Below are 24580 nucleotides of genomic sequence, written 5' to 3' on the forward strand. Positions count from 1 at the left end.
AGGAACAGCCTTAGCGGTTGAGCTTCTGTACCCGCTCATTTGGGGTGATGATTTCCGTGATGCGGATACCGTACTTGTCCTCGACCACGACCACCTCGCCCTGGGCGATCAGGTAGCCGTTGATCAGGATGTCCATCGGCTCACCGGCCAGGCCATCCAGTTCGATCACCGAGCCCTGCGACAGCTCCAGCAGCTGCTTGATGGTCAGGCGCGTGCGTCCCAGCTCCACGGTCATCTTGACCGGGATGTCCATGATCATGTCCAGCTCGCGCGGGCGTGCGCCGCCACCGCTGCCATCGAGGGGCTCGAAGATATCGCCGCCCTGGGGGGCAGCCTCGCTCTGCTGTTCTTCCAGCGCCTTGGCCCACTCGTCGCCCATCTGCTCGGTCATCGCATCGGCCCAGGGGTCGTCAGTGCCGGATGTCGGGGAATTTGGGGTGGCCTTGGGCGCGGGCGCGTCTGGCGAATTGGGCTCACTCATCGCCGCTGTCCTCGCTGGCAGTGTTGATCGGATGATTGATGATGCGGGTCACGCGCAGGGCGCGGTGGCCATTGGCGCGACCGAAACCGGCTTCGAGCACCGGCACATTGTTGACGTAGGCGTTGACGCGCTCGGGCTTCTCGATGGGCAGCACATCGCCCACGGCAAGTTCGGCCAATGCGCCCAGCGTGGTGGTGATGCTGGCAAAGTCGGCGTGCAGCTCGACATCGGTGGCGCGCACTTCCTTGCGCAGGCGCTCGCCCCAACGACTGTCACCCTCGGCGCTGGTTTCCTGCAGCGGGCTCGAGAGCAGCTCGCGGTGCGGCTCGATCATCGAGTAGGGCAGGCAGATCTGGAAGTCGCTGCTGTGATTGCCGACCTCCAGATGGAAGCTGGTGCACACCACGATCTCGTTGGGAGAGCTGGTGATATTGGCGAACTTGACCTGCATCTCGCTGCGCAGATAGTCGGTTTCCACGGCGTAGACCGCCGACCAGGCGTCGCGGTAGGCATTCAAGGCCAGCTGCATCAGGCGCTGGATGACGCGTTGTTCGGTACGCGTGAACTCGCGACCCTCTGACTTGGTCACGAAGCGGCCATCACCACCGAACAGGCTGTCGACCACCATGAACACGAGACTGGGCGGAAACACCAGCATCGAGGTGCCGCGCAGCGGCTTCATGGTGAACAGGTTGATGTTGGTCGGCACCGGCACGTTGCGGGAAAATTCGTTGTAGCTCAGGAACTGCACCGGCCCGGCAGTGATATCGGCGCCGCGGCGGATCAGGTTGAACAGCCCCATGCGGAACTGACGACTGAATCGTGAGTTGATGATATCCAGGGCATGCAGGCGATCCCGGATGATGCGGTGCTGGCTCGCCGGGTCGAAGGGGCGAATGCGCGCTTCGCCGGGCGTGCTCGAGGCGTCAGCCGTCGCACCGCTGTCACCGTTCACGCCGGAGAGCAGAGCATCGATTTCGTCCTGTGACAGCAGATCGTCTTGAGCCATGGCCAGTTATTGCACGATGAAGTCGTTGTACAGCACGCCGGAGATGGCCAGTGGCTGGCCGCCTTCACTGTAGGGGCGCGAAAGCGCTTCGGTCAGGGTGCTCTGCAGCGTCTGCTTGCCGGCCTGGGTGATCAGCTCATCCGGGCTCTGGCCCGACAGCAACAGCAGCAGACGGCTCTTGAGTTCTGGCTTGAGCTCTTCCACACGCGCCACCGCGTCCTGATCGGCCATCTTGAGCGTGATGCCGATATAGAGCAGGCGATTGCCGCGCGGGCTTTCCAGGTTGACCGTGAAGGGCGCCAGCGGCATGAAGACCGGGGGCGGCACGACCACGACTTCCGGCTCGGCGTCCTGTGCGGCCTTCTGCTCACTGAGCATCGGCAGTGCGAAATAGACGGCCACTAGCGCGGCGATCACGGCACTCATCAGGCTGATGACCCCGATCAGCAGCCAGGAGCGACGCTGACTGGCGGGGGTGGTGATAATCGTTGACATCGTGGTGCGGTGTCCCTGGAGTCGGTAGCGGGGCCAGTATGACCGAAGGCGTGGTTATCGAACGGCGGAATAACGCCACGTGCGAGCGCTTACTTGAATGATGACGCGCCAGGCGGGCTCATCTGACAGCCACCTGACGGGAGCCGCTGACACAAGCACCTGGCAAGCGCCAGGCCCGTCATGCCTGCCATTCACGCCGTCCCCAGGCTGCCTGGGATGCACTTGCAAGATTGCTTGTGAGATTGCCCGCGGCGAGGCTTCCCTCCATGGCGTCAGCGCTTGTGCTGGAATCACTCGCCGGCTGACCCTCGAGGTGCTGGGCGAACTGGCCCTGATTGGCCGAGTTGTCCGCCGCCCCGTCCGGTGTGTCGTCCGGAGCACTGAAACTGATCGCCGTCAGCTCGTGCCCCCGGGATTCGAGTGCCTGACGCAGCTCGCTCAGGGATGACTCGACAGCCGAGCGCACCTGTTGGTGGCCCGTGAAGAAGTGCGCACTGGTGCCCTGTTCGCCAATGTTGAGGCGAATGGTCAGCTTGCCCAGGTTGGCCGGATTGAGCGCGATCTCGGCCTGCGGCGACTTGCTCAGCTGCATGCGTACTACCTGCTCGCTGAGTGCCTGTTGCCAGGCCTGAGTGCCGACGCTTGCGGGAATCAAGGCTCCCGCCTGTGATGCCATGCCCGCTGGATTGGCTGCTGGGCTGCCGGCAGCATTCAGCAGGGCACCGCTGCCTGCAGCGCTCGAACTCGACGCGCCGACTGACACGCCAGCAGATGACGCACCCGAGAGCTGGGACAGATCGGCACCGGTGCGTGAACCGTTGGCGTCAAGCAGGGCGCCGTCTGCCTTGGCGGTGACGCCTTCAATGGCCTCCTCGGTCAGCGGGCCCAGCGCGCCGTCCGTCAACGAGGACGGCGCATCCGTGCTCAGGCTGCCTGCCGCTGCCGCGGAGGTCCTGCTGGTGGGCGCCTGAACCGCAATGGCGCCGTCCAGTCCCGCCGCCGCAGGATTGCGCAGCGCGGCGATCCAGTCACCTTGCAGCGCTGAGTTGCCTGCTGTGCTGCCTGCCGTGTTGGCCGCTGTGCTGCCCGAGGTAGAGAGCGCCTGTGCGCCAGCGGGCGTTGCCGTTCCCGCCGTCGTGGCAGATGTTGTGGCCAATGTCGCGTTCAGCGCTGCCTCGTCGCTGCCAGAGGCGCCGTGGCCGCCTTGCGTGAGTTGCTGCAGCTGTTGCATGCGCGAGATGCCGCGCTCGACGCTGCTATCCAGTCGTGAGGCCTCAAGTGACTGCGCTGATGGTTGTCCTGCTGTCTGGCTTGCCGATGAGGGCTGGGCAGGCGGGAGGTTGCCATTCTGGAGGGCGGAAGCGACCGGGTCCGGAGTGGGCGAGGACTCTGACGACGCTGCCTGAGCCTGCTCGAGGTGCTGGGCATGCTTGTCTTCGGCGGCCTCGCGACGCTCGACACGCTGCTGCTGTGCGTCTTTCGTTTCTGTCTGCACTTGCACCTGCGCCGCTTGCCTGTCCTGCTGGCGATCCTCACGCTGGGCGCGTGACAGGTGGGCCTCGAAGGCACTCTCTGAGGAAGCCGAGCTGACGTCGTCGCGCGAGCGAGCCTCCTCAGAGGAGACCTTGGCGCTGGTCGGCGCCCTGGTTGGCGAGGTGGCCGACAACATCGAGATGCGTGCAGTGTCCGTCATGGTGTCACTCCTTCGACTGGCCGTATTCAGCCATTGGCACGGCGTAACCAGGCCTGGGTGGCTTGTTCATCACTCTGGCGTTGCTCGGCGCTGCGCGCCTGCAGCGCGGCGCTCAGGCTGGCGCGATCCGCCAGGCCCTGCCAGGCCGCGTGGGTCTGCTGTTCCTTCACCAGCCGCTGATGCTGATGGTGCGTCTGGGTCTGTTCCTGGGCTACTCGCGCGCGACACTGGGCAATCGCCTTGTCCAGCGAGGCGATGAAGGCCTGATAGTTGTGCCAGCTGGCCGGGTCCAGCCCCTGAGTCAGGCGTGCCTGCATCTGCTGGCAGTAGTCGAGACGGTATTGCTCGAGGGTGACCAGTTGCTGGGCGGCGGTTTCCTGACGCTGACGCTGGCTGGAGAGCTGGCGCGCAGCGCCATCACGCCGGCGCTCGCTCAGCTGGGTCAGGGTGTCGAAACGTGACGATGAGATGGCCATTCAGTGAGGGTTCCCGATCAATGACAGGTGAAGGCGGCCATCATGGCTGGGCCAGCAATTGTTCGAGCATGTTCGTACTATCGGCAAGACTTGCGTGCTGTGTAGTGCCTTGTTGCAGGAAACGTCCCATCGGCTCGTGCAGGCGCACCGCGGCGTCGAGCACCTTGTCGTTGCCGGGCTGGTAGGCGCCGATGGCGATCAGGTCCTGATTGCGCTGATAACTGGAATAGAACTGCTTGAAGCGACGGGCGCGGGTGAGCTGCCGCTCCGGCGCCACCGCCGACATCGCGCGGCTGATCGAGGCTTCGATATCGATGGCCGGGTAGTGGCCACTTTCCGCGATGCGCCGCGACAGCACGATATGTCCATCCAGAATCGCGCGGGCACTGTCGGCGATGGGGTCCTGCTGGTCATCGCCTTCGGTCAGTACGGTATAGAAGGCGGTGATCGACCCGCCGCCACGCCGGCCGTTGCCGGTGCGTTCCACCAGCGCCGGCAGCTTGGCGAAGACCGACGGCGGATAGCCCTTGGTGGCCGGTGGCTCACCGATGGCCAAGGCGATCTCGCGCTGTGCCATCGCGTAACGGGTCAGCGAATCCATGATCAGCAGCACATTCTGGCCCTTGTCACGCAGGGACTCGGCGATGCGCGTCGCGTAGCTGGCGCCCTTGAGGCGATGCAGCGGCGTCATGTCGGCCGGCGTGGCCACGACCACGGCGCGCTTGAGGCCTTGTTCGCCGAGAATGTTCTCGATGAATTCCTGCACCTCGCGCCCACGTTCGCCGATCAGGCCGACCACGATCACATCGGCATCGGTGAAGCGCGCCATCATGCCCAGCAGCACACTCTTGCCGACGCCAGAGCCGGCGAACAGCCCCATGCGCTGGCCACGGCCGACGCTCAGCAAGGCGTTGATGGCGCGAATGCCCACATCCAGCGGCGTGTCGATGGGCGCGCGCTCCAGCGGGTTGAGCGGGCGGCTCTCCAGCGGCGCATGTTCGACATCTTCCAGCGGGCCGAGGCCATCCAGCGGGCGGCCCACGCCGTCGACGACCCGCCCGAGCAGCGCTTCGCCGACCGGATAGCGTCGCTCGCCGACATTGCCATGGCCGAGGGGAAACACCCGAGCGCCCGGTGCGACGCCGCTGAGCGGGTCGATGGGCATCAGGTAGAGGGTCTGATCGGCGAAGCCGACCACCTCGGCCTCGGCCGGCGGCAGGTTCGCGCCCAGCTCGACCAGACAGCTGGCACCCACCGGCAGGCGCAGGCCGACTGCTTCCAGCACCAGGCCGGTCGCGCGCACCAGGCGGCCATTGCTGCGCTGGGGCTCGAGGCTCTCGACGCGCTCACGAATGGCGCCCAGCGCGCTGCGCCATTGCTGTGCGGAAGAGGTGCTCATGGCGTGTCACTCATGTGCGATCTCCTGCCAGCTCGGTGCGTGCCTGCTCTGGCTGTACATGTTCTGACGACTGGCGTTGCACGATGCGCGAGCCGCTGGCCTCATCCTTGCCATGCAGGCTGCCGTCGGCGCTGCCGCGATGGCGCAGCTGGCGTGACAGCATGTCCAGGCGACTCTCGAGGCTGGCATCGTGACAGCCGCTGTCGGCTTCGGCGCGACACCCGCCGAGGCTCAGGCTGGCATCCGGCAGACATTGCCAGCCCAGCTTGGCGAGCTGTTCGCCCATCGCCTGCTCGACGCGCGGCAGGTCGTCCGGATTCAGGAAAAGACGCGGACGGCCGATCAGCGGCGGATCCGCCGCCAGCAGGCTGCGCACGCTGTCGATGATGTGCTCCGGGTGGGCGCGAAATGCCTCGCGAGCCAGATGCTGTCCGACGCTGATGGCCAGTGCCGCCAGTTCATCGCTGATCTGCTCATCCAGGCACGCCAGTGATTGCTGCAGGTTCTCGATCAGCGGTGCCAGCTGTGCGGCCTGCTGTTCGAGTGCCTGCTGGGCGGCCTCGGCCTGACGTGCCGCCTGCTCGGCGGCTTCCTGCCTTGCACGCGCCAGACCCGCTTCATAACCGGCTTTCTCACCCGCGGCATAGCCCTCGTCACGTGCCGCCTGTTGCTGCTGTAGCGTCTCCTGCTCGAAGGTCGAACGGGCACGCTGCGCCATGCGCCGAATCAGGCCGACATCCGGCGCCGCAGTGTGCGGCATGCCGGCTTGAAAGCCGCCACCCGACTGGGGCGACGCGGACTTGCCATCCAGCGCGTCGAGTTCCAGCGGTTGCCATTGATGCATGTCATCGCTGCCTGCCACGTCGCGCTCGGCCCACGGGTCAGGCGCGTCATGATGCGGATCAGAACTGGAGATGGTCCTCACTAGACATGCTCCTTGCTAGACATAGTCCTCGCCACCGCTGTTGATCACGATCTCGCCGCTGTCGGCCAGTCGACGTACCGTCTGCAGGATGCTCTTCTGTTCGGCCTCGACCTGGCTGACACGCACCGGGCCGCGCGCCTCCATGTCATCACGCAGCATCTCGGCAGCACGCTGCGACATGTTCTGCAGGAATTTCTGGATGATCGCCTCGGGGGAGCCCTTGAGCGCCGTGACCAGCGTCTCGTTGTCGATTTCCTTGAGCAGCAGCTGGATGGAGCGGTCCTCGAGCCCGACCAGGTTCTCGAACACGAACATCTCGTCAATGATCTGCTGCGCCAGACTCTCGTCGTGGTTGCGCACCGCCTCGAGGACCTGCTCTTCCTGCTGGCCCGGCATCAGGTTGAGTATCTCGGCCGCGGTACGAATGCCGCCCATCTTGCTGCGCTTGAGGTTCTGGCCACTGAGCATGTTGCTCAGCACTTCGGTCAGCTCCTGCAGGGCCGCCGGTTGCACGCCACTGAAGGTGGCGATACGCAGCAGCACATCGTTGCGCAGGGTGTCGGAGAAGTGCTCGAGAATCTGCGAGGCCTGATGGCGCTCAAGATGCACCATGATGGTGGCGATGATCTGCGGGTGTTCGTCGCGGATCATCTCGGCCACCAGCGGTGGCTCCATCAGGTTCAGCGTCTCGATGCCATTGTTCTGGCCGGAGCTCTCGTAGATGTCTTCGAGAAGCGAACTGGCGCGCTCCTGCCCCAGCGCCTTCACCAGCACCGAGCGGATATGGTCGGTAGACAGCAGATTGACGGCGCTGAACTGCTCGCTGTCGGCGTGGAATTCCTCCAGCGTCTTCGCCATCTGCTCCTGGGTGACCTGCGGCATGTTGGTCATCGTCGCGCTGAGCCGTTGGATCTCCTGGGCAGACAGGAACTTGAAGACCTCTGCGGCGCTGTCCTCGTCGAGGCTCATGATCAGGGCCGCGCTGCGTTCCATGCTTGTCAGTGTCTTACTCATGGTGACTCATCCAGTTCTTAAGGATCATGGCGACCATGCGCGGGTCATCGCGGGCCATGTCACGTGCATCCTTGAGGTTCTGCTGATAGGTGGTCGGCGTGCGCGGGCCACTGGCCGGTGCTGTCTGGCTCGCCATCATGCTGCCCAGCTCACCATTGGCCGTCGCCAGGCCTGACTCCATGCCGCCGATGCCACCCACTGCGCTGCCGGCTGTCTGAGTGCCGGGCGGCTGACCGATGGTCTGGTAGGCTTCCTGCGGACGCAGCAGCGGCTGCAACAGCGGGCGCAGCAACTTGCGATACAGCAGCCAGGCGATGAAGCCGATGATCAGGTAGCGGCCAAGCTCGATGGCCAGCGCCTGCATCTCGGGATTGTTGAGCCACTTCTCCCACCACTGCTGTGGCGGGCCGGCGTTCTGCTGTTCGGCGGTCATGAAGGGCGCATTGATCACGCTCAGGCTGTCGCCACGCTCGGCATTGAAGCCCATCGCCTCGCGCACCAGCGAATCGATCTGTGCCAGCTGGTCGGCTGCCAGCGGTTCGCTGGTCGGGTTGCCGTCACTGTCCATGATGCGACGGTGATTGATCACCACCGCCACCGAGAGATTGTCGAGACGACCCAGGCGCGCGCGGGTGTGGCGCACGCGCTTGTTGACTTCATAGTTGATGGTGCTGCTGCGCTGATAGTTGCTCAAACCGCTGGCCGCGTCGTCAGCCTGTGTGGTGCCGTCAGCATTCGCCGCGTCATCGGCATTGATGGGCGAGGCGGCAATCCCCGGGGGCGTGTTGGAGAGGGCACCCGGCACGCCGCCGATGCCGAGCATCTCGCCGGCGCCGGTGTTGTTGAGCTGTTCACTGCGCACCGCTGCGCTGCCCGGCTGCTGATTGGGCGTGTAGTGCTCTTCGGTCTCTTCGGCGTGGGAGAAATCGAGCTGGGCGCTGACCTCGGCACGGAAGTTGTCGCGTCCGACCAGTGGCGTCAGCAGGGCATTGATGCGCGATTGATAGCTGCGCTCCAATGCCTGGGCATATTCCAGCGCGCTGCCATCGAGATTGAGCGCATCGCCCGCCGGGCGCGACAGCGGATTGCCGTCCTGATCGACGACGGTGATGTCTTCGCTGGCCAGGCCCTGCACGCTGCCGGCCACCAGATGCTGGATGGCCTGGATCTGACGTGCCTTGAGCTGCTGGCCGCCCTTGAGTTCAACCACCACGGACGCCGTCGCTGGGCGGCGCTCGCGCACGAAGACGGAATCTTCCTGCAGTGCCAGGTGCACACGGGCGCTGGACACGGGCTCGAGACTGGCGATGGTGCGCGACAGTTCGCCGGACAGGGCGCGCTGGTAATTGACGTGTTCGGTGAACTGGCTGATGCCGAAGGCCTGGGTATCCATCAGCTCGAAGCCGGAACCGCCCTGGCTGGGCAGGCCCTGCTGGGCGAGTGCCAGACGCAGGCGATAGACATCCTCCTTGGGAACCTCGACGGTGGCGCCTTCATGGCTCAGCCGATAGGGCACGCCGGTCTGCTCCAGCTGCGCGACGATCTCGCCGCCTTCGCTGGCGGGCAGATCACGATAGAGCACACTCCACTGGGTGCCAGCGCCCCACAGCAACAACGCGACGATGACAGCCACGCTGAAGGCGGCCGCCATGATGAGCGGCAGACGTGGCAATGCTGCCAGGCGCGCCAACAAGGGATTGGCTGGCTTGTCCGGTGATTCTGACGTCGTCGTGGTGCCCGACTGGGGCGCTGTCTGGCTGGGTGTACTCATGCAGATGTCCGATAAGCGCCGTGGTCTGAACTCGCAGCGGGTGATTCCAGCAAGCGGGGCGAAACATGAAAACGATGGATCAACAATGTCGCGTTTCGCAGCGCCTTCTTGCGTAGGCTGGCCATTATCGAAGCTGGGCGCACATCCAATCAGACGAATAGCGTCGCAAAACAGGGGTATTAGTCACTTTCAGCCGCTCGACTGACTGGTAGTCTGAGCCCCACTGAAAGCGGCAGACGAATGGCGCGCGTTGAGAAAGGAGAGGCGGGATGGCGATTGAGGCAGTCGGCGCGGCGATGTCATCCGCGATGACGGGCAGTCTGCAGCAGCTCGATCAGATGGCGGCGCAGGCGGCTGGGAGCAACGCTCTGTCGGCGGGCGCAGTGTCAGAGGCCAGCGGCACTGACGCACGGGGCTTTGCCGGCATGCTCAAGGATTCGCTGGCACGCGTCAGCCAGTCACAGCAGGTTGCGGCAGGCCAGGCCAGGGCCTTCGAGCTGGGCAGCCCGGATGTCAGCCTCGATCAGGTCATGGTGGCGGGCCAGAAAGCTTCACTGGAATTCGAGATGACCGTGCAGGTGCGCAACAAGCTGCTCAGCGCCTACAAGGAAATCATGAACATGGCGGTGTGATTCCTATCCGCACTTATGTAGTGTTTTCCTTGGCAACATGAATTGAATAGTTGAAGTATTAAAAGAAAGAAATCAATGAAAAAGGGCAGACGCGATGCGTCTGCCCTTTTTTGCTTGTTGCTGCTTGATGTCGCTGGCGGAGGTTGAAATGCAAGAGCGCTGTTGACTAAAAGGACCAATATCAACAAGGCCACTATCCTCTGCCAGCGACGGGCCTGCCACTCTTGCTGAGTGACAGGCTTAAGCAGCATGCGAGCCAGAGATCAGCCCAGCAGTGACAGCACGTTCTGCGGCACCTGGTTGGCCTGGGTCAGCATGGAAGTCCCCGCCTGCTGCAGAATCTGTGCAGTGGTCATGCTGGACACTTCTTCTGCGTAATCGGCATCCTGGATACGTGACTGGGCAGACGCCAGGTTGGTTTCAGTGGTTGCCAGGTTGGTGATGGCGGAATCGAAACGGTTCTGCACGGCACCGAGGGCGGAACGCTGGCTATCGACCTGAGCCAATGCTTTATCCAGAGTGGCGAGTGGATCAGCTGTTACGGGCGACTCAACTTCTACTGTAGTTCCATCCGCGACATCTGAAGGTGTAGCCGCGGTTGCCTCTGCCGTAAGGTCGTCACTACCTGCTGTTACTGCACCAGTTGTTGGATCAATGATGGCATTTGTATAGGCGCTTCCATCACCGGCAGTATCAATTGCGTAGACGGTATCGCCGTCCGAGTTTGAGTAGGATGCGAGCTTTGCTGGACCTGCAATTCCAGAGGTATCAACATCAACTTCAGTCATACCACCGACGCTGAAACCATCCAGTCCCAGCGTAGAACTATTGGTGGTTTCCAGTTCGATGCTGATTGTTTCACCGTCATTGGCGCCTACCTGAATACTCAAGGACTCGTCGGTATTCAATACATCCACACCATTGAAGCTGGTTTGCTCAGAGATCCTGTCAATCTCCTCCATTCTCAAGGTGATTTCGTCCTGAATCGACTGTAAGTCGTCAGCATTGTTGGTGCCATTGGCCGCCTGAACAGTCAGTTCACGGACGCGCTGCAGGTTATCGTTGACCTGATTCAAAGCACCTTCAGCGGTCTGGGCGACAGAGATGCCGTCGTTGGCGTTACGCTGCGCCTGGGACAGGCCGGTGATCTGGGAGTCCATGCGGTTGGCGATGGCCTGGCCGGCGGCGTCGTCCTTGGCGCTGTTGATACGCATGCCGGAGGACAGACGTTCCATGGAGGTGTTCAGGGCGTTCTGGGACTGATTCAGGTTCTGCTGAGTCACCATGGAGAGGGTGTTGGTATTGATCACTGAAGCCATGTGTCACTTCCTGTCGTAATGGGGAGATAGATGGCGTGTCGCCAGTAACGACTCCTGTGCCGTTGCTTAAGTTATCGTCGCGGCGCGACAGAACTTTAGAAATTTTTTGCGGCCTTTTGACGTTTCTCGTTCCCGCTGTCCCTCTGGCTTTCCTCATGTGCTCTTCATACGGGCGCTCCTCATGACACCTCGCGCCTCTCTCGCTTCACCCTCGCGACATTCTGTCGACCGGCTGGCGGGCATTCTGCGTGTCTCGTCTTCTCTTACTGTCTCTTTCTGTCTTCCTTCATTTCCGCCTCCCCGAGGCGGAGTGGCGACGTAAGGCAGGAAAGCCGTCGCTGAGGGTAGCTATTCGAGCGAATGGTTGGTGGCGAGGGCGCGACAATACGCTGGGAACAGGAGTCCCGAGGATGGGGGCACGACCCTGAGTCAAACGACCCCGAGGGATGCAAGCGAGGACCAGGACGCCGATGTATACCGCCAAAGGGCGCATGGCCCAGCAGGATATCTACACCGAGTATCAGCCGCTGGTGCGCCGGATCGCGCTGCAGCTGCAGGTGCGCTTGCCAGCGAGTGTCGATCTCGAGGATCTGATTCAGGCCGGCATGTTGGGGCTGTGTGAATGCGTGGGCCGCTATGAGCAGGGCCACGGTGCCAGCTTTGCCACCTATGCCAGTCAGCGCATCCGCGGCGCGATGCTCGATGAGCTGCGCTCGCGTGACTGGTTGCCGCGTAGTGTGCGGCGGGCCGGACGCGAGCTTGAGAGCGTGATCCAGCAGCTGGAGCAGAGCCTGGGCTATCCGCCCGAGGAGACCCAGATCGCCGCCGCCATGGGGCTTGAGCTGGAGGACTATCGCCGCCTGCTGTTGGACACCAACAACGGCATGGTGATGTCGCTGGACGAGATGATGGATGAGGAAGGCGGGCTGGCGGGCGGTTATGCCTCGCCTGAAGCGACGCCCTTCACCACGCCGTTTGCCTTGCCGCATGACGCCCTGGAAGAGGCCGATACGCGGCGGGCCTTGAATGAGGCCATCGCGCGGCTACCGGAGCGCGAGAAGCTGTTGATGGCGCTCTATTATCAGGAGAAGCTCAACCTCAAGGAGATCGGCGCGGTACTCGATGTCACCGAATCGCGTGTCTCGCAGCTGCATTCCCAGGCCGTGCGCCGGCTGCAGGGTGTGCTGGCACCGCATCTGGTGGCGAGGGCGGGCAAGCGTCGTCGCTGAGCCTCTATCCTGAGTCTCTATCGTTGTGAGCCTCCTTCGTTTCCCCGAACTTTATCCTCTCGCTGAACCGTCTTGCTGTTACGCCTGCCTTGTTTCTGCTGTCTCAGTTTCCCCTGTCCCTATTCCGCCCGCCCCAAACAAGAACACCGCCCTGAGAGGCGGTGTTCTTGTCTATCACTCGAGCATGTCGTCAGACGTGATCAGTAGCTCTCACGCTCCGGCTCCGACTTGACGCGGCGTTCCTCTTCGCTGAGGTGCTGGGCCTGTTCGTCGATATGGCCATCCAGATGCCAGTCGTCTTCCATGCCGGTGACGCGGTCGTTCATCACACCTTCCTCGTTGTCGACCTGCTGCACGACACCTTCTTCTGTTTCAGCGGTGGCTTCCTGTTGCTGGGCAGCGAGCTCTTCCTCGCTCGGTTCCGGCTCAGGTTCGGCATCGAAGTCGAATTCCAGCTGACCGGTTTCCGGCTCGGTGATGGCTTCCTCGACCCAGGCGGCGCTCAGCGGGCTGGTGGTGGAGGGCGCCACCACATAGTGGCCGGGGTGATCGCCTTCCTCGGCATCCAGTTCCTGACGTGGCTTGCTGGTGACACTGGCGGCCAGAATCACGATCAGCACGTGAATGGCGGTCAGGGTATAGAGGAAGCCGACGGCCCCGAAGCGCTCCATCAGCAGACCCGCGGTGAGCGGGCCCAGAATCGCGCCTGCGCCATGCATCAGCACCAGCGTGCCGCTGGCGGAGATGATCTGTGGTGTGGTCAGCAGGTTGTTGGCCGCCGCCAGGAACAGCGAGTACTGGGTCAGGATCAGCCCGCCGAGGCCTGCACCCAGCAGCGCCATGGTCAGCATGCTGCCGCCACTGAACGGCACGCCGCCGATGGACAGCGCGATCGCCCCGAGACTGCAGCCCAGAATCACCTTCTTGGCCGACAGCTTGTCGGAGAGCTTACCCAGCGGCCATTGCAGCAGGGCGGCACCCAGAATGAAGGCACCCATGAACCAGGAGACTTCCTGCACCGGCAGGCCGGCGCGGTCGGCATACACCGCGCCCATGCCGAAGACAGTGCCGTTGGCGATACCGGTGGCGAAGCCGCCCAGGGTGCCCAGCGGCGCCAGGCGCAGCAGACGAACGATCCCCATCGCCTCCGGCTGTGCGCCTTCCGGTTGTGGTGAGGCGGAAAGCAGCATCGGCACCAGCGCCAACGACATGATCACCGACACCAGAATGAACAGCAGATAGGTGTCCGGGTTGGCGACGTTGAGCAGCAGCTGGCCACCACCCATGCCCAGATAGGTGATCACCATGTAGATGGCCAGCAGGCGGCCACGCATCTGGTTGGTCGCCTGGCTGTTGAGCCAGCTCTCCGCGACCACGTAGAGGCCGGCGAAGGCGAAGCCGGTGATGAAGCGCATGGCGATCCACACCTCGGGCACCACATAGAGTGCGTGGATCAGGATGCACACCGAGGTGATGGAGGCCAGCGCCGCGAAGGTACGCACATGGCCGACCCGGCGCAGCTTGCGGGGCGCAAGTGTCGAGCCGAGCAGGAAGCCGGCGAAGTACGCCGACATGATGATGCCCGTCATGGTGTTGCTGAAGCCTTCCGAGGAGGCGCGAATCCCCAACAGACTGCCCTGCAGTCCGTTGGCCAGCATCAGCATCCCCATTCCCAGCAGCAGCGACCACAGAACGACCGCTGCGCCGAGACTGCTGGTCGGCTGCAGTCGTTTGCGCGAGTTGTCGAGCGGCTCGGTCTCGAAGGTGGGAGTGGGTATGGCTTCCTGCTGGGGGTTCGGCATGGAAGGGGGCCTCATCGGTCAGGGTCGGGACCGTGGGAGCGGTGCCGACGAGATGTCAGGTACGACACTTGCGTGCGTGGTGTTGGTCAGTCGTGGTCGGTCCTTGCGGGAACGGCGCTCAGTCTACCGACCGAATCCGGAGTCTGCGACCCGTGGTGCGCCATTGTGTGGTTGAAAGGCGACATATCGTGAAATTTGTCTCAAGGATGTAATGGGGTGGATAAATATACAGTTCCTCGTGAAATCATGACCCGACCCGGACTCGGGACACGCTGGCGCTGTAAAAGCACGGCATCTTGCAAAGGGCAATATCGTCAAACTCCCTGTTGGCGGGGCCTGCGCGAGGGTTGGTCCTCTTGAATCGCTGGATGCATTCCTTGGCAACACACGCTGATGACACCACATGGTCGAGCGTCTTGCGCAAGGGCCTGGGCAGGGACCCGCACAGAATGCGTCGCCGGAGCACAAGGAGTCTGACCATGAGTCCTGATCTCTGGTTGCTCGCAAGCTTTGCCGCGCTGTTGATACTCGGCGTGCCGGTGGCCTTCGCGCTGGGGCTCTCGGGGGCGGTGGGTATCGTCGCGGGGCTGCCGGTCAGCATGCTGGCTACCCTCGGCACCAATACCTACAACAGCATCGCCAAGTATCCGCTGATCGCCATTCCGCTGTTCATACTGACCGGCCTGGTGTTCGAGCGTGCCGGAGTGGCGGCGCGACTGGTGCGCTTTGCCCAGGCGCTGATCGGCCCTCGGCATGGCGGTCTCGCGCTGGTGGCGGTGCTGGTGTGTCTGATCATGGGCGGCATGAGTGGCTCCGGCCCGGCGGATGCCGCTGCGGTGGCGATGGTGATGATTCCCAGCATGACACGGGCGGGCTATCCCAAGGCGTTTTCGGCGACGCTGATTGCGGCCTCGGCCTCCACGGCGATCCTGATCCCGCCGTCCATTGCGCTGATTCTTTACTCCATCGTGGTACCGGGGGTGGATCTACGCGCACTGTTTGCCGCGGGCCTGATTCCGGGGCTGCTGGTGGGAGTGGCCTTGCTGCTGCCGGCCTGGTTCCTCTCGCGTCGCTATCGCTGGGAAGACCCGACTCAGGTCGAGCGTATCGCGCTGGGTCCGGCGTTCAGATCGGCGATCCCGGCCCTGCTGGCGCCTGTGATCATCCTCGGCGGGCTGCGTTCAGGCCTCTTCACGCCCACGGAAGCGGCAGTGGTCGCGGCTGCCTATGGGCTGTGTGTCGGGCTCTTCATCACCCGCGAGCTCAAGCTCTCTCAGGTGTGGGAGCTGCTCAGGGAGGCGGCCGTGATCTCCGGTGTGGTGATGCTGATCATCGCGCTGGCGGGCATATTCGCCTGGGCGGGCACCATGCTGGGCACTTTCCGGCATCTGGCCGAATGGCTGATCACGCTGTCGGATAGCGGAACGACGTTGCTGATACTGGTGATGGTGGCAGTGCTGATCGCCGGGATGCTGCTGGATGCGGTCTCCATCTACCTGATCCTGATGCCGGTGCTGATTCCGGTGATGCAGCACTTCGGCTGGCATCCGGTGTGGTTCGGTATCCTGCTGGCGATGAACATCGCGATCGGGCAGTTCACCCCGCCAGTCGCGGTCAACCTGATGGTGACCAGTAGTGTGGCCGGGGTTCGACTCGAGAAGACAGTCGGGTGGGCGATGGTCTTCGTGGTGGCGATGCTGGCGGCGCTGGCGGTGGTGATGCTGTTCCCTGAGCTCGCCTTGTGGCTGCCACGCGTGCTCGGCTACGCGGTGTAGTCGACCCTTACGATCATCACTTGATGTCTTCACTGTGCAAAACAAACGGCTTGCCTTCTGGGTAAGCCGTTTTGCGTCTCAGGCCAGCTTGGCCGCTGCTACCACCTGAATGTCTGGTGACCATTTCGGTTGTGCCGGTTAGCGCGCAGCCAAATGGAGCGCGGATTCTGGTCGCGCGCTGTGCAAGGAATGGGGTGATTCTTCTCACGCAACGGTGTACGGCGGTGAAAAATGTTAGCCTGCATATATTCTCAGCGATGACGCTGCCCTCAAGATTCGCGCAGTGGAACAGTTCACCCTCGGGCCTTGAATGCACGCCAGGCAGCCACCATCGTTGAACGCTGATTGCACGCATGGCAGTCGCTATTCAGCTATCGCATACACAAGCCAGATCTCGCATACGCAAGCCAGCTCTCGCCCAACGCAAGTCAAGGACATCTCGATGAAGGAAATCGCCGCAGGCAATGATGTTACGTCTGGCTTCAATGCGCTGCATGAAATGGTGGTCGGGGAATTCCTGATCAGCCCGATGCTGGTCTATGCGCTGGTCGCCTTGCTGGCGGCGGGTCTCATACGCACGCTGCTGCATCGTCTGCTGGCCAATCACGAGCTCTGGTTCGAGGCCTGGTTCGATATCTCGCTGTTTGTCATCTGTCTGGCGGCGGTGGTGGCCCTCGTGACGTGACGCACGTCATTGCCCCAGCGTCTTGTCATTCGTCATCCTGATTTCCCCGAGAACTCTTTCGTGGCACCCATTCCCCTCAGCCCCTCTATCCCCCAAGGAAACCGCATGCGCAACCTGCGACAGAAAGCCGTCAAATGGATCATCACTCTATGTCTGGTGGCGGCTGCAGCCTGGTGTGCGGTGTGGCTGTGGAATACCTACATGTACAGTCCCTGGACGCGTGATGCCCGGGTGCGCGCCGAGGTGATCACGCTGAGCCCGGATGTCTCCGGCTGGGTGCGTGAGCTGAACGTGGCGGATACCACGCGGGTCAAGGAGGGGGATGTCATCCTTCAGGTCGATCGTGCGCGCTATGAGGCGGCGCTCGCCAAGGCCAAGGCTAGTCTCGCCAGTGCCAAGGCGACCCTGAGCCTCAAAGAGCATGAATCCAATCGTCGTGGTCGCTTGACCAATCGTGCCATCAGCGAGGAAGAGCGCGACAGTGCGCGTCTGGAGGCCGAGGTTGCCCGCGCTGATGTGCAACAGGCCGAAGCCGCGGTGCAATCCGCGCAGCTGGATCTCGATCGTACGCGTGTGGTGGCACCTGCCGACGGCAGTATCCTCAACATGCACCTCAGTCAGGGCAATTACGTCACGGCAGGCACGGCGGTGATGGCGCTGATCAAGGACGACTCCTTCTACCTGAGCGCCTACTTCCAGGAAACCAAGCTGCAGCATGTGCGTCCGGGCGATCCGGTCCAGATCACGCTGATGAGCGGCAATGAAGACTTCAAGGGGCGAGTCGTGGGGATAGGCCAGGGCATCGCCGATGACAATACCGCGACCAATGCCCAGCAACTGCCCCAGGTGAGCGCCACCTTCAGTTGGGTGCGTCTGGCGCAGCGCATTCCGGTGCGGGTGGAATTCGATGATATCGAGGCGGTACGTGCCTCAGGTGTCAATCTTGCCGCCGGCATGACGGCGAGTGTCAGGCTGATCACTGCCGAAGATGGCAATGATGAGGCGACGCAGGCCAAGGCGGCACCTGTCGAGGCGGAATCGGTCGAGACAGCTCAGGCCATCCAAGACGAAGACGGGAAGCACTGATCCATGTCTCCCGCTCTGGCCGCCTTCTTAACGCCTTCGGCGTTCGCGCTCAAGTTCGCCACCAAGGGTGTGCTGGCGATGGCGCTGGCCCTCTACGCCGCCTTCTTCTTCGACCTCGATCGCCCCTATTGGGCGCTGATCTCGGCGGCGTTTCTGCAGACACGCCCGATGTCGGGCATGGTGGTCGAGAAGGGTATCTGTCAGGTCGCGGGTACCTTCGTCGGTACCTGTGTGGCCGTGGTGATCATGGGTTGCTTTGCCCAGGTGCCGGAACTGGCGCTGGGTTCGGTCACGCTGTGGATCGGGCTATGCATCTATGGCGCCTCGTTGACGCACAATAATCTGTCCTATGGCTGTGTGATGGCGGCGGTGGCCTGCATGATCATCGTGGTGCTGACGTCCTCGGCGCCGGATGACTTCTTCTCGGTGGCACTGGCACGTCTCAGCGAGCTGAGTCTCGGCGCGCTGTGTGCTGTCGTCGTGAGTGCGCTGGTCTGGCCGATCCGTGTGCGGGATCATCTCGGCCAGCTTTCGGACACGGCGGTGAATGCCACCTTCCGCTATATGGCGCTGGCCTTCTCGATGCCGCTCGAGGCGGATAGGGCCGTAAACCGAGACACTGCCGGTCAGTCACAAGCTCATTCACAAGACCTGTCACAAGGTCAGTCACAAGGTCAGCAACGCGAACGCATGGCGATGCTCGAGCAGATGATGACCGGGCTGGATGCGCTCAACAATCTCGAGATCGACGCCCACTCGGCGCGTTATGAAGGCCCCCAGGGCAAGGGGCGCATTCGCGGCGTACACCTGCTGACGCGGCGAAGCATGCGTCTCTACGCGACCCTCAAGGCCCTGCACCAGCTGCGTCATCCCGAGTTCTTTGTGCCATCACAGAGCGATGACGGTGAGGCGATAGCACCGACGGGTGAGCAGAACCAGACCCAGACCCAGAGACAGGAAGCCGAACGCTTCAGTCAGCCGACGCAGGACCTGATGCAACGTCTGGGGGCTGCCTTTCAGAGCATGGCCGACAATCAGGGCACGGCCCAGGCGCGCAAGACGCTCAAGGAGCTGCGCGGAGAATGTCTGCGCCTGTCTCGCGGTCAGCGAAGCATCACCGCACTGGAAGCCCGGCTGCTGTTCAGTCTGCGCGAGGTGCTGGGGCATGCGCTGGTCATTTTGCAGGCACGCGAGGTCATCAATCATCCTGGCCGTCATCAGCTGCGTCAGCCAAGCATGAGCTGGCACCGCGATCACGGACGCGCCGCCATCGATGCGCTGCGTGCGATGGCCATCTTCAGTGCCACGGCGATCTTCTGGCTTGCGACGGCGTGGGACAACGGTGCGGTAGCCATGCTGCTGGGTACGCTGTTCTCGGGCATCTTCGTCAGTCGCGGGGATCCGGCGCCGATCATTCCGATGGTGCTCAAGGGCTTGCTGCTGGCGGTGCCGAGCGTATTGCTGTTCGGCAATGTCATGCTCAGTCACGCCCAGCACTTCGTGCCCTTCGTGATCATCTTCAGTATTCCCCTGTTCATCGGTCTGCTGGGGGCCGTCGTGCCTGCATTGGCGGGGATCGCCTTGCCCTTCGTGGTGTTCAACATTCTGTTGGTGATGCCGGACAACGGCATGACCTTCGATGTCGCCTATACCCTCAATCGGAGTCTGGCGGCCGGGATCGGTCTGATCGTGACCATCATCGGTTTCCGCCTGATTCCCGTGCCGGGGGCCGGCTGGGACAAGCGTCAGCTGATTCGCGCCACGGCGAGTGATATTCGTGAGCTGGCGGAACGCTCCACCGAGCGCCTGGACAGCTGGTTCGGCGGGCGCATGGGAGACAGGCTGCTGCGCCTGGCCCGGCATGAGCAGACTCGCAGTCGTGAACAGGAAGCGCGCCGCAGTGGCGAGAATGCAAGCGGTCTGCCCGATGATGCACAGCAGCAAGTGCTCGGCATGCCGCTTCTGACGTTGGGGCTGACAGGGATGGATATCGGACGCGGCATAGGCTTCGTGCGGCGGGAATTGGGCAACGAGGTGCCACGCCCGGTACAGCACGCCTTGCGCGAATTGATCCATGCGCTGGCGGATGATTATCAGCGCTGTGCCCGAGGAGAGAGTCCCACCAGGATGCGTGCGGCCGGTGACCGATTATGCGAAGTGATCGAGCAACATCACACCATGAGTCGGCATAAGCAGGCGTTGCTGGCGGGCTGGCTGACACGAGTTCAGCTAACCTTGCAAAGTGATGCGCTACGCCAACAACGCAGCTGATATCGCGTCAATGAGCGCCACATGCAGGTTCCAACAAAATGTTCTAATAAACCGGTCCGCAGCATATCTTCTGCGCTATGATAAGAAGGTCAGCTCAAAAATGAGCGAAATGTATTAGCGCCTTACTGTAGGAGAGAGCCATGGCGTTCATGAACGATATCAGCAACAGTGGGCGCACTGTTCCCGAGCGTTTTCGGCGCGTGACCTTCACGACGCAATATCTGCATGAGTTGAATCTCTATGTATTGCCGGCAAGCGAGGTATTGTTGCGCATCTCTCAGGCGGGCGAGGACCTCATGCTGCTGCAGTTCGACGATGAGTTTCATGCCGAATTCATTGCCTCGCGTATCGTCGAGTGGGTCGCCGAGAATCCCGGCGCCGACCGCGATGACCTGACGCTGTGGATCAAGACGCGGGCACGCCATGAGACGCTGGACCCGAAGCGGGCTCACCACGTCTATTGAGGTGCCAGCATGTTGCTGGCCAGCGTGATTTCTCAACAAGAAGGCCACCCGAATGGGTGGCCTTCTTGTCATTGGCCTTCTTGTCATTGGCCTGGCGTCATTTTGCTCCACTCATGCTCGAAAACTTCCCACTGCTGTGGAGCTGATAGGACTCAGAAGCTGCCGACGAGGCTGCCCAGGGTCACGACCGCAATCAGGGCCAGCATCGGGAAGGCGACCGTCATCATGAACATCTGGCCGTAGGACTGGCGGTGAGTCAGCTTGCAGATCGCCAGCAGGGTGATGACCGCGCCGGAGTGCGGCAAGGTGTCCATGCTGCCCGCCGCCAGCGCCGCTACGCGGTGCATCAGCTCCAGGTCGATGCCGGCATTGACGGCCATCTCGCGATAGGTCTCGCCCAGAGTCGACAGCGCAATGCTCATGCCGCCGGATGACGAGCCGGTGATGCCGGCCAGCACGTTGACCGCCACCGCTTCCGAGATCAGCGGGTTGGCCGGATACAGGCCGAGCACTGCCTCCTTGACCATCGCGAAGCCGGCCAGACTGGCGATCACCGCGCCATATCCCACCTCTGAGGCGGTATTGAAGACCGGCAGCATGGCACCGAAGCAGCCATTGTTGACGGTGATCTTCAGGTCGGCCCACTGCTTCCAGCGTGAAATGACCAGCCAGGTGGAGGCGAAGGCCAGCGCGATCAGGATCGACCACATGCCGGTGGCGCCCGCCGGATCAAGCTCCGGGAAGGCCTCGCTCAGGTAGGAGAAATCGATGCGCGGGAAGACAAGATAGGTCAGCAGGGCATTCAGGCCGATGACCATCACCAGCGGAATCAGCGCCGTGATCATGCCCATCTGTGCGGCGGGTGCCGGGGATTCCTCAAGCGCTTCATCCTTGTGGACACCGTAGCCTTCCCCCTGTGTCTGAGCCTTGCTGGCACGTCCCTTCAGCCACCAGGTACCCAGCCCCAGCATGATCAGGCCCGCGATGATGCCCAGGCCTGGCGCTGCAAAGCTGTTGGTCTGGAAGTAGGGGATCGGAATGGCGTTCTGGATGGCCGGCGTGCCGGGGAGTGCCGTCATGGTGAAGGTGAAGGAGCCGAGGGCGATGGCCGCGGGCAGCAGTCGCTTGGGCGTGCCAGTGCGCTGGAAGAGCTGTGCGCCAATCGGATAGACGGCGAAGGCGACCACGAACAGCGAGACGCCCCCATAGGTGAGCAGTGCACAGGCCAGGACCACGGTCAGGATCACATGGCGTGTCCCCAGGCGTTTGACCAGGCCTTCGGAGATGGCATGCGCGGCCCCGGAATCGGCCATCAGTTGACCGAACAGGGCGCCGAGGATGAACAGCGGGAAGAACTTGGCCAGATAGCCGCCCAGCTGACTCATGAAGGTCACGGTGTAGCTGGGAAGCAGGGCGGCTGCATCTCCTGACAGGACGACGGCGAGGGCGGCCATCAGAGGGGCGAGCAAGAGAACGGTGATACCGCGGTAGGCCAGGAACATCAGCAGCCCGAGCGATATCAGAATGGCAAGAATACTCATGGGGGTATCTCGTGGTTGGCGTTATCGTAGTCGTGGGTCGTCTGCCATTGACGACGGTTGTCCTGTTTACAGGTGCGTGGCCTGTTGTTTTTGCTATTTATTGGCTTATATACAGAGACATCCAGCACACTAGAGATTGTCTGACATGAGAACAATGCGCCTTAAGTGGCAGCAGCCGTGACACAAGGCATGGTGATATCTCAATATTTATACCGTTATCTATTTTAAGTTATAAATTTGACGCAACAAGCAGGTAGCCGTGAGGCAAGGGGGATTCGCCTCAAAAGTACGGCACTCTGAAAACAACCGTGAAATCAGAGTGCCGCAAATGTCGATCGTCCAGCCTGTTGGTCGCGAGATCCAACAGTGGTCACTGAGTCATACGTCGCCAGCAGCGATCTGGATGTCGCGCGGAGTCTTTCAATGACCTGCTGTTTGCTTGCTGCAGCATCTGGTCATGATGATCGCTGGCCCATGAGTCCCGTCAGTTACCTTTCCAGATACTGACGCCTGCTGCTGGAATCTGCTGTTCTCCCGCGAGATAACCGCTGGCAGATACCATGTTGTCCGGCAGCCAGCGCGGCTCGGGGGCATAGTTGAAGGCGAAGCTCAGCGGCCCGCGCCGCCGTAGACGCACCCCGTCGGGCAGGGCATGGGTGGTGATGCCGCAGGCCTGACACTCCGCCTGCAGCATCGCCACCAGACTGTCTTCACTCAACCAGGCGGTCAGATAGCTGACCCCGTGATGATGCAGGATGGCGGGTTCGCCATCCTCGAATCGCGTTACCACCTGTGCACTGGTGCGCTGATGATCGAGCAGGTCGCGCCAGCGCAGAGCATGACCGCGTGCGCCGTTGCTCAGGGTGACGGCCGGCTCGGCGCCTGGGCGCAGGCCATCGACTCGATCGACCGTGACGCCCGTCAGCTCGCTGAGTGCGCCGGGCGCCAGCTGCGCGGGTATCTGAAACTCCGGCGTGCGCGAGCCGGAGCGTGCGCCGATCACCACGCGACTGCCTGAATCGCGCGCCGCGCTCAGACGCGCCGCCAGTGCCTCATCGGCGATCACCTGACAGGGCAGCACGATCAACGAATAGCCAGTGAGCGCAGCGCGCGGTGAGACGATATCGACATCAAGCCCGAGACGCCGAAGCGCGCTGTACCAGCTCAGGTACAGCTCGAGCGGATTGAAGTTCTCGGCGTGGGGCTGGATCTGACAGGCCCAGATGGAGGCGTAATCGAACATCAGGGCGACAGGCGCCTGCTGGGCAGTCGTCGTGTCATGTTCCGCGAGTGTCGCCAGCTCATCGCGCACCTGCAAAAGCTCCGGCCAGGCCGAGGCGGGCGAGCCGTCCGGGCGCAGCAGGCCAGCGTGCATCTGCTCCTGGGCGAAGGGCGCCTGACGCCAGCGGAAGTAGGAGACGACCTCTGCGCCATGCGCGAAGGCTTCGTGGCTCCACAGTCGCACCATGCCGGGCAAGGGCGCGGCGTTGCTGATCGCCCAGTTGACCGGGCCCGGCTGCTGCTCCATCACCCACCAGCGGCCCTTGCACATGGCGCGGTAGAGGTCGTGATGAAAGCCGGCAAAGTCCGGATGACCTTGCTGGCGATAATGGGCCTTGGTGGCATCATCGTGGGCACCGCGCTCCAGAAAGCCCAGCGGGTAGCTGTCCCAGCTGGCGATATCCAGATCACGGGCGACATCGAAGTGATCGAATTCGGTGAACAGGCCCATGAAGTTGTGCACGATATCGCCGCTGACACCCGCGGCACGCAGGGTATCCACCTGCAGGCGGTTGTATTCGACCACCATGTCGGAGCAGAAGCGTCGATAATCGAGCACGATGGCCGGATGCGGTTCGGTCACGGTGCCGACGGGTGCCTCGACCTGGGAGAACTCGCTGACTTCCATGCTCCAGAACACCGTGCCCCAGGCCTCATTGAGCGCCTCGACCGTGCCATAGCGCGTCTCGAGCCATGCGGGGAAGCGGGCGCGGGCGGCCGCGGAGTAGCTGAGGATGGTGTCATGACAACCGTACTCGTTGTCGGTCTGCCAGGCGATGATCGCGGGATGGTTTGCGTAGCGCTCGCCCATCAGGCGCACGATGCGCTCACTCAAGGTACGAAACGTCGGCGAAGAGAAGCAGTAATGACGACGCGAGCCATAGCCACGCGTGTCGCCATTCTCATCGACGGCCAGAATTTCCGGGTGGGCATCCACCAGCCACTTGGGCGGTGTCGCCGTGGGCGTGCCCATCACGATCTTGAGACCGGCCGCCGCCAGAACCTCGACGGCCTCATCCAGCCACTCGAAGCGCAGGTCACCCGCGCTGGGTTCCAGGCGACTCCAGGCGAATTCGCCGATACGCACGACACGAATGCCGGCTTCCATCATGTCGCGAGCATCCTGCGGCCAGCGATCACGTGGCCAGTGTTCCGGGTAGTAACAAACACCGAGCTGCATGGGGTTCATCCTTGAAGCTGAAAATGGGGAGCGAGTGCCGCGCACGCCACCA

The 24580-nt window shown here is 62.6% G+C and carries 20 protein-coding genes; 7 read left to right on the top strand and 13 right to left on the bottom strand.

Features of this window, described 5'->3' with window-relative positions:
* Positions 1-10: 10 nt before the first annotated feature.
* From fliN to fliF, 9 genes are all read right to left on the bottom strand, one after another.
* On the bottom strand, positions 11-481 hold the full coding sequence (gene fliN / locus ACJJV2_RS07935; RefSeq protein WP_107334750.1) for a flagellar motor switch protein FliN: 471 nt from the start codon (positions 479-481) through the stop codon (positions 11-13).
* Positions 474-1490 (bottom strand): flagellar motor switch protein FliM, encoded by a 1017-nt coding sequence (gene fliM, locus ACJJV2_RS07940; RefSeq protein WP_107334751.1) that lies wholly within the window; start codon positions 1488-1490, stop codon positions 474-476. Before fliM ends, fliN begins: the two co-directional genes overlap by 8 nt.
* Before the next feature lie 6 nt (positions 1491-1496).
* Positions 1497-1985, bottom strand: a complete 489-nt coding sequence (fliL, locus tag ACJJV2_RS07945; RefSeq protein WP_405279761.1) for a flagellar basal body-associated protein FliL — start codon at positions 1983-1985, stop codon at positions 1497-1499.
* A 178-nt stretch (positions 1986-2163) separates the two neighbouring features.
* Positions 2164-3678, bottom strand: coding sequence for a flagellar hook-length control protein FliK (locus tag ACJJV2_RS07950; protein WP_405279764.1), 1515 nt, complete (start codon positions 3676-3678; stop codon positions 2164-2166).
* 26 nt (positions 3679-3704) lie between these two features.
* Positions 3705-4154, bottom strand: a complete 450-nt coding sequence (gene fliJ / locus ACJJV2_RS07955; RefSeq protein WP_405279767.1) for a flagellar export protein FliJ — start codon at positions 4152-4154, stop codon at positions 3705-3707.
* Between the two features lie 40 nt (positions 4155-4194).
* Positions 4195-5553, bottom strand: a complete 1359-nt coding sequence (fliI, locus tag ACJJV2_RS07960; protein WP_107334754.1) for a flagellar protein export ATPase FliI — start codon at positions 5551-5553, stop codon at positions 4195-4197.
* A 10-nt stretch (positions 5554-5563) separates the two neighbouring features.
* Positions 5564-6478, bottom strand: coding sequence for a FliH/SctL family protein (locus ACJJV2_RS07965; protein ID WP_405279770.1), 915 nt, complete (start codon positions 6476-6478; stop codon positions 5564-5566).
* 15 nt (positions 6479-6493) lie between these two features.
* Positions 6494-7492: a flagellar motor switch protein FliG gene (fliG, locus tag ACJJV2_RS07970; RefSeq protein WP_288388090.1), complete on the bottom strand. Its 999-nt coding sequence runs from the start codon at positions 7490-7492 to the stop codon at positions 6494-6496.
* On the bottom strand, positions 7485-9263 hold the full coding sequence (gene fliF / locus ACJJV2_RS07975; protein ID WP_405279773.1) for a flagellar basal-body MS-ring/collar protein FliF: 1779 nt from the start codon (positions 9261-9263) through the stop codon (positions 7485-7487). The genes fliG and fliF overlap by 8 nt, the downstream gene beginning before the upstream one ends.
* 269 nt (positions 9264-9532) lie before the next feature.
* On the opposite strand from fliF, the gene fliE reads away from it, so the two are divergent.
* The gene (gene fliE / locus ACJJV2_RS07980) at positions 9533-9895 is read left to right on the top strand and encodes a flagellar hook-basal body complex protein FliE (RefSeq protein WP_405279776.1); all 363 of its coding nucleotides are present in this window, start codon (positions 9533-9535) and stop codon (positions 9893-9895) included.
* A gap of 263 nt (positions 9896-10158) precedes the next feature.
* On the opposite strand, the gene ACJJV2_RS07985 is transcribed toward fliE, so the two are convergent.
* Entirely contained in the window at positions 10159-11214 is a 1056-nt protein-coding gene (locus ACJJV2_RS07985; protein ID WP_405279779.1) for a flagellin, read from the bottom strand.
* A gap of 470 nt (positions 11215-11684) precedes the next feature.
* On the opposite strand from ACJJV2_RS07985, the gene ACJJV2_RS07990 reads away from it, so the two are divergent.
* Positions 11685-12443 (top strand): RNA polymerase sigma factor FliA, encoded by a 759-nt coding sequence (locus tag ACJJV2_RS07990; RefSeq protein WP_405279782.1) that lies wholly within the window; start codon positions 11685-11687, stop codon positions 12441-12443.
* Between the two features lie 200 nt (positions 12444-12643).
* On the opposite strand, the gene ACJJV2_RS07995 is transcribed toward ACJJV2_RS07990, so the two are convergent.
* Positions 12644-14245, bottom strand: a complete 1602-nt coding sequence (locus ACJJV2_RS07995) for an MFS transporter (protein ID WP_405279785.1) — start codon at positions 14243-14245, stop codon at positions 12644-12646.
* 479 nt (positions 14246-14724) lie between these two features.
* Between ACJJV2_RS07995 and ACJJV2_RS08000 the strand changes: the two genes are divergently transcribed.
* The 5 genes from ACJJV2_RS08000 to ACJJV2_RS08020 all read left to right on the top strand — a co-directional run bounded on the left by ACJJV2_RS08000 (position 14725) and on the right by ACJJV2_RS08020 (position 20526).
* On the top strand, positions 14725-16020 hold the full coding sequence (locus ACJJV2_RS08000; RefSeq protein ID WP_131432069.1) for a TRAP transporter large permease: 1296 nt from the start codon (positions 14725-14727) through the stop codon (positions 16018-16020).
* A 442-nt stretch (positions 16021-16462) separates the two neighbouring features.
* The gene (locus ACJJV2_RS08005) at positions 16463-16705 is read left to right on the top strand and encodes a DUF1656 domain-containing protein (RefSeq protein ID WP_054556634.1); all 243 of its coding nucleotides are present in this window, start codon (positions 16463-16465) and stop codon (positions 16703-16705) included.
* Between the two features lie 105 nt (positions 16706-16810).
* Complete coding sequence (locus tag ACJJV2_RS08010; protein WP_405279790.1) at positions 16811-17791, top strand: efflux RND transporter periplasmic adaptor subunit; 981 nt, start codon at positions 16811-16813, stop codon at positions 17789-17791.
* 3 nt (positions 17792-17794) lie between these two features.
* Positions 17795-20062 (top strand): FUSC family protein, encoded by a 2268-nt coding sequence (locus ACJJV2_RS08015; protein WP_405279793.1) that lies wholly within the window; start codon positions 17795-17797, stop codon positions 20060-20062.
* A gap of 140 nt (positions 20063-20202) precedes the next feature.
* On the top strand, positions 20203-20526 hold the full coding sequence (locus ACJJV2_RS08020; RefSeq protein ID WP_405279796.1) for a hypothetical protein: 324 nt from the start codon (positions 20203-20205) through the stop codon (positions 20524-20526).
* 152 nt (positions 20527-20678) lie between these two features.
* Here the strand turns inward: ACJJV2_RS08020 and ACJJV2_RS08025 are convergent, their stop codons facing one another.
* Positions 20679-22067, bottom strand: coding sequence for a GntP family permease (locus ACJJV2_RS08025; protein ID WP_405279799.1), 1389 nt, complete (start codon positions 22065-22067; stop codon positions 20679-20681).
* 484 nt (positions 22068-22551) lie between these two features.
* Positions 22552-24528: a beta-galactosidase gene (locus ACJJV2_RS08030; protein WP_405279802.1), complete on the bottom strand. Its 1977-nt coding sequence runs from the start codon at positions 24526-24528 to the stop codon at positions 22552-22554.
* Positions 24529-24580: the final 52 nt, after the last annotated feature.

It is taken from the genome of Cobetia sp. Ld8, assembly GCF_045066615.1.
GTDB lineage: Bacteria > Pseudomonadota > Gammaproteobacteria > Pseudomonadales > Halomonadaceae > Cobetia > Cobetia amphilecti.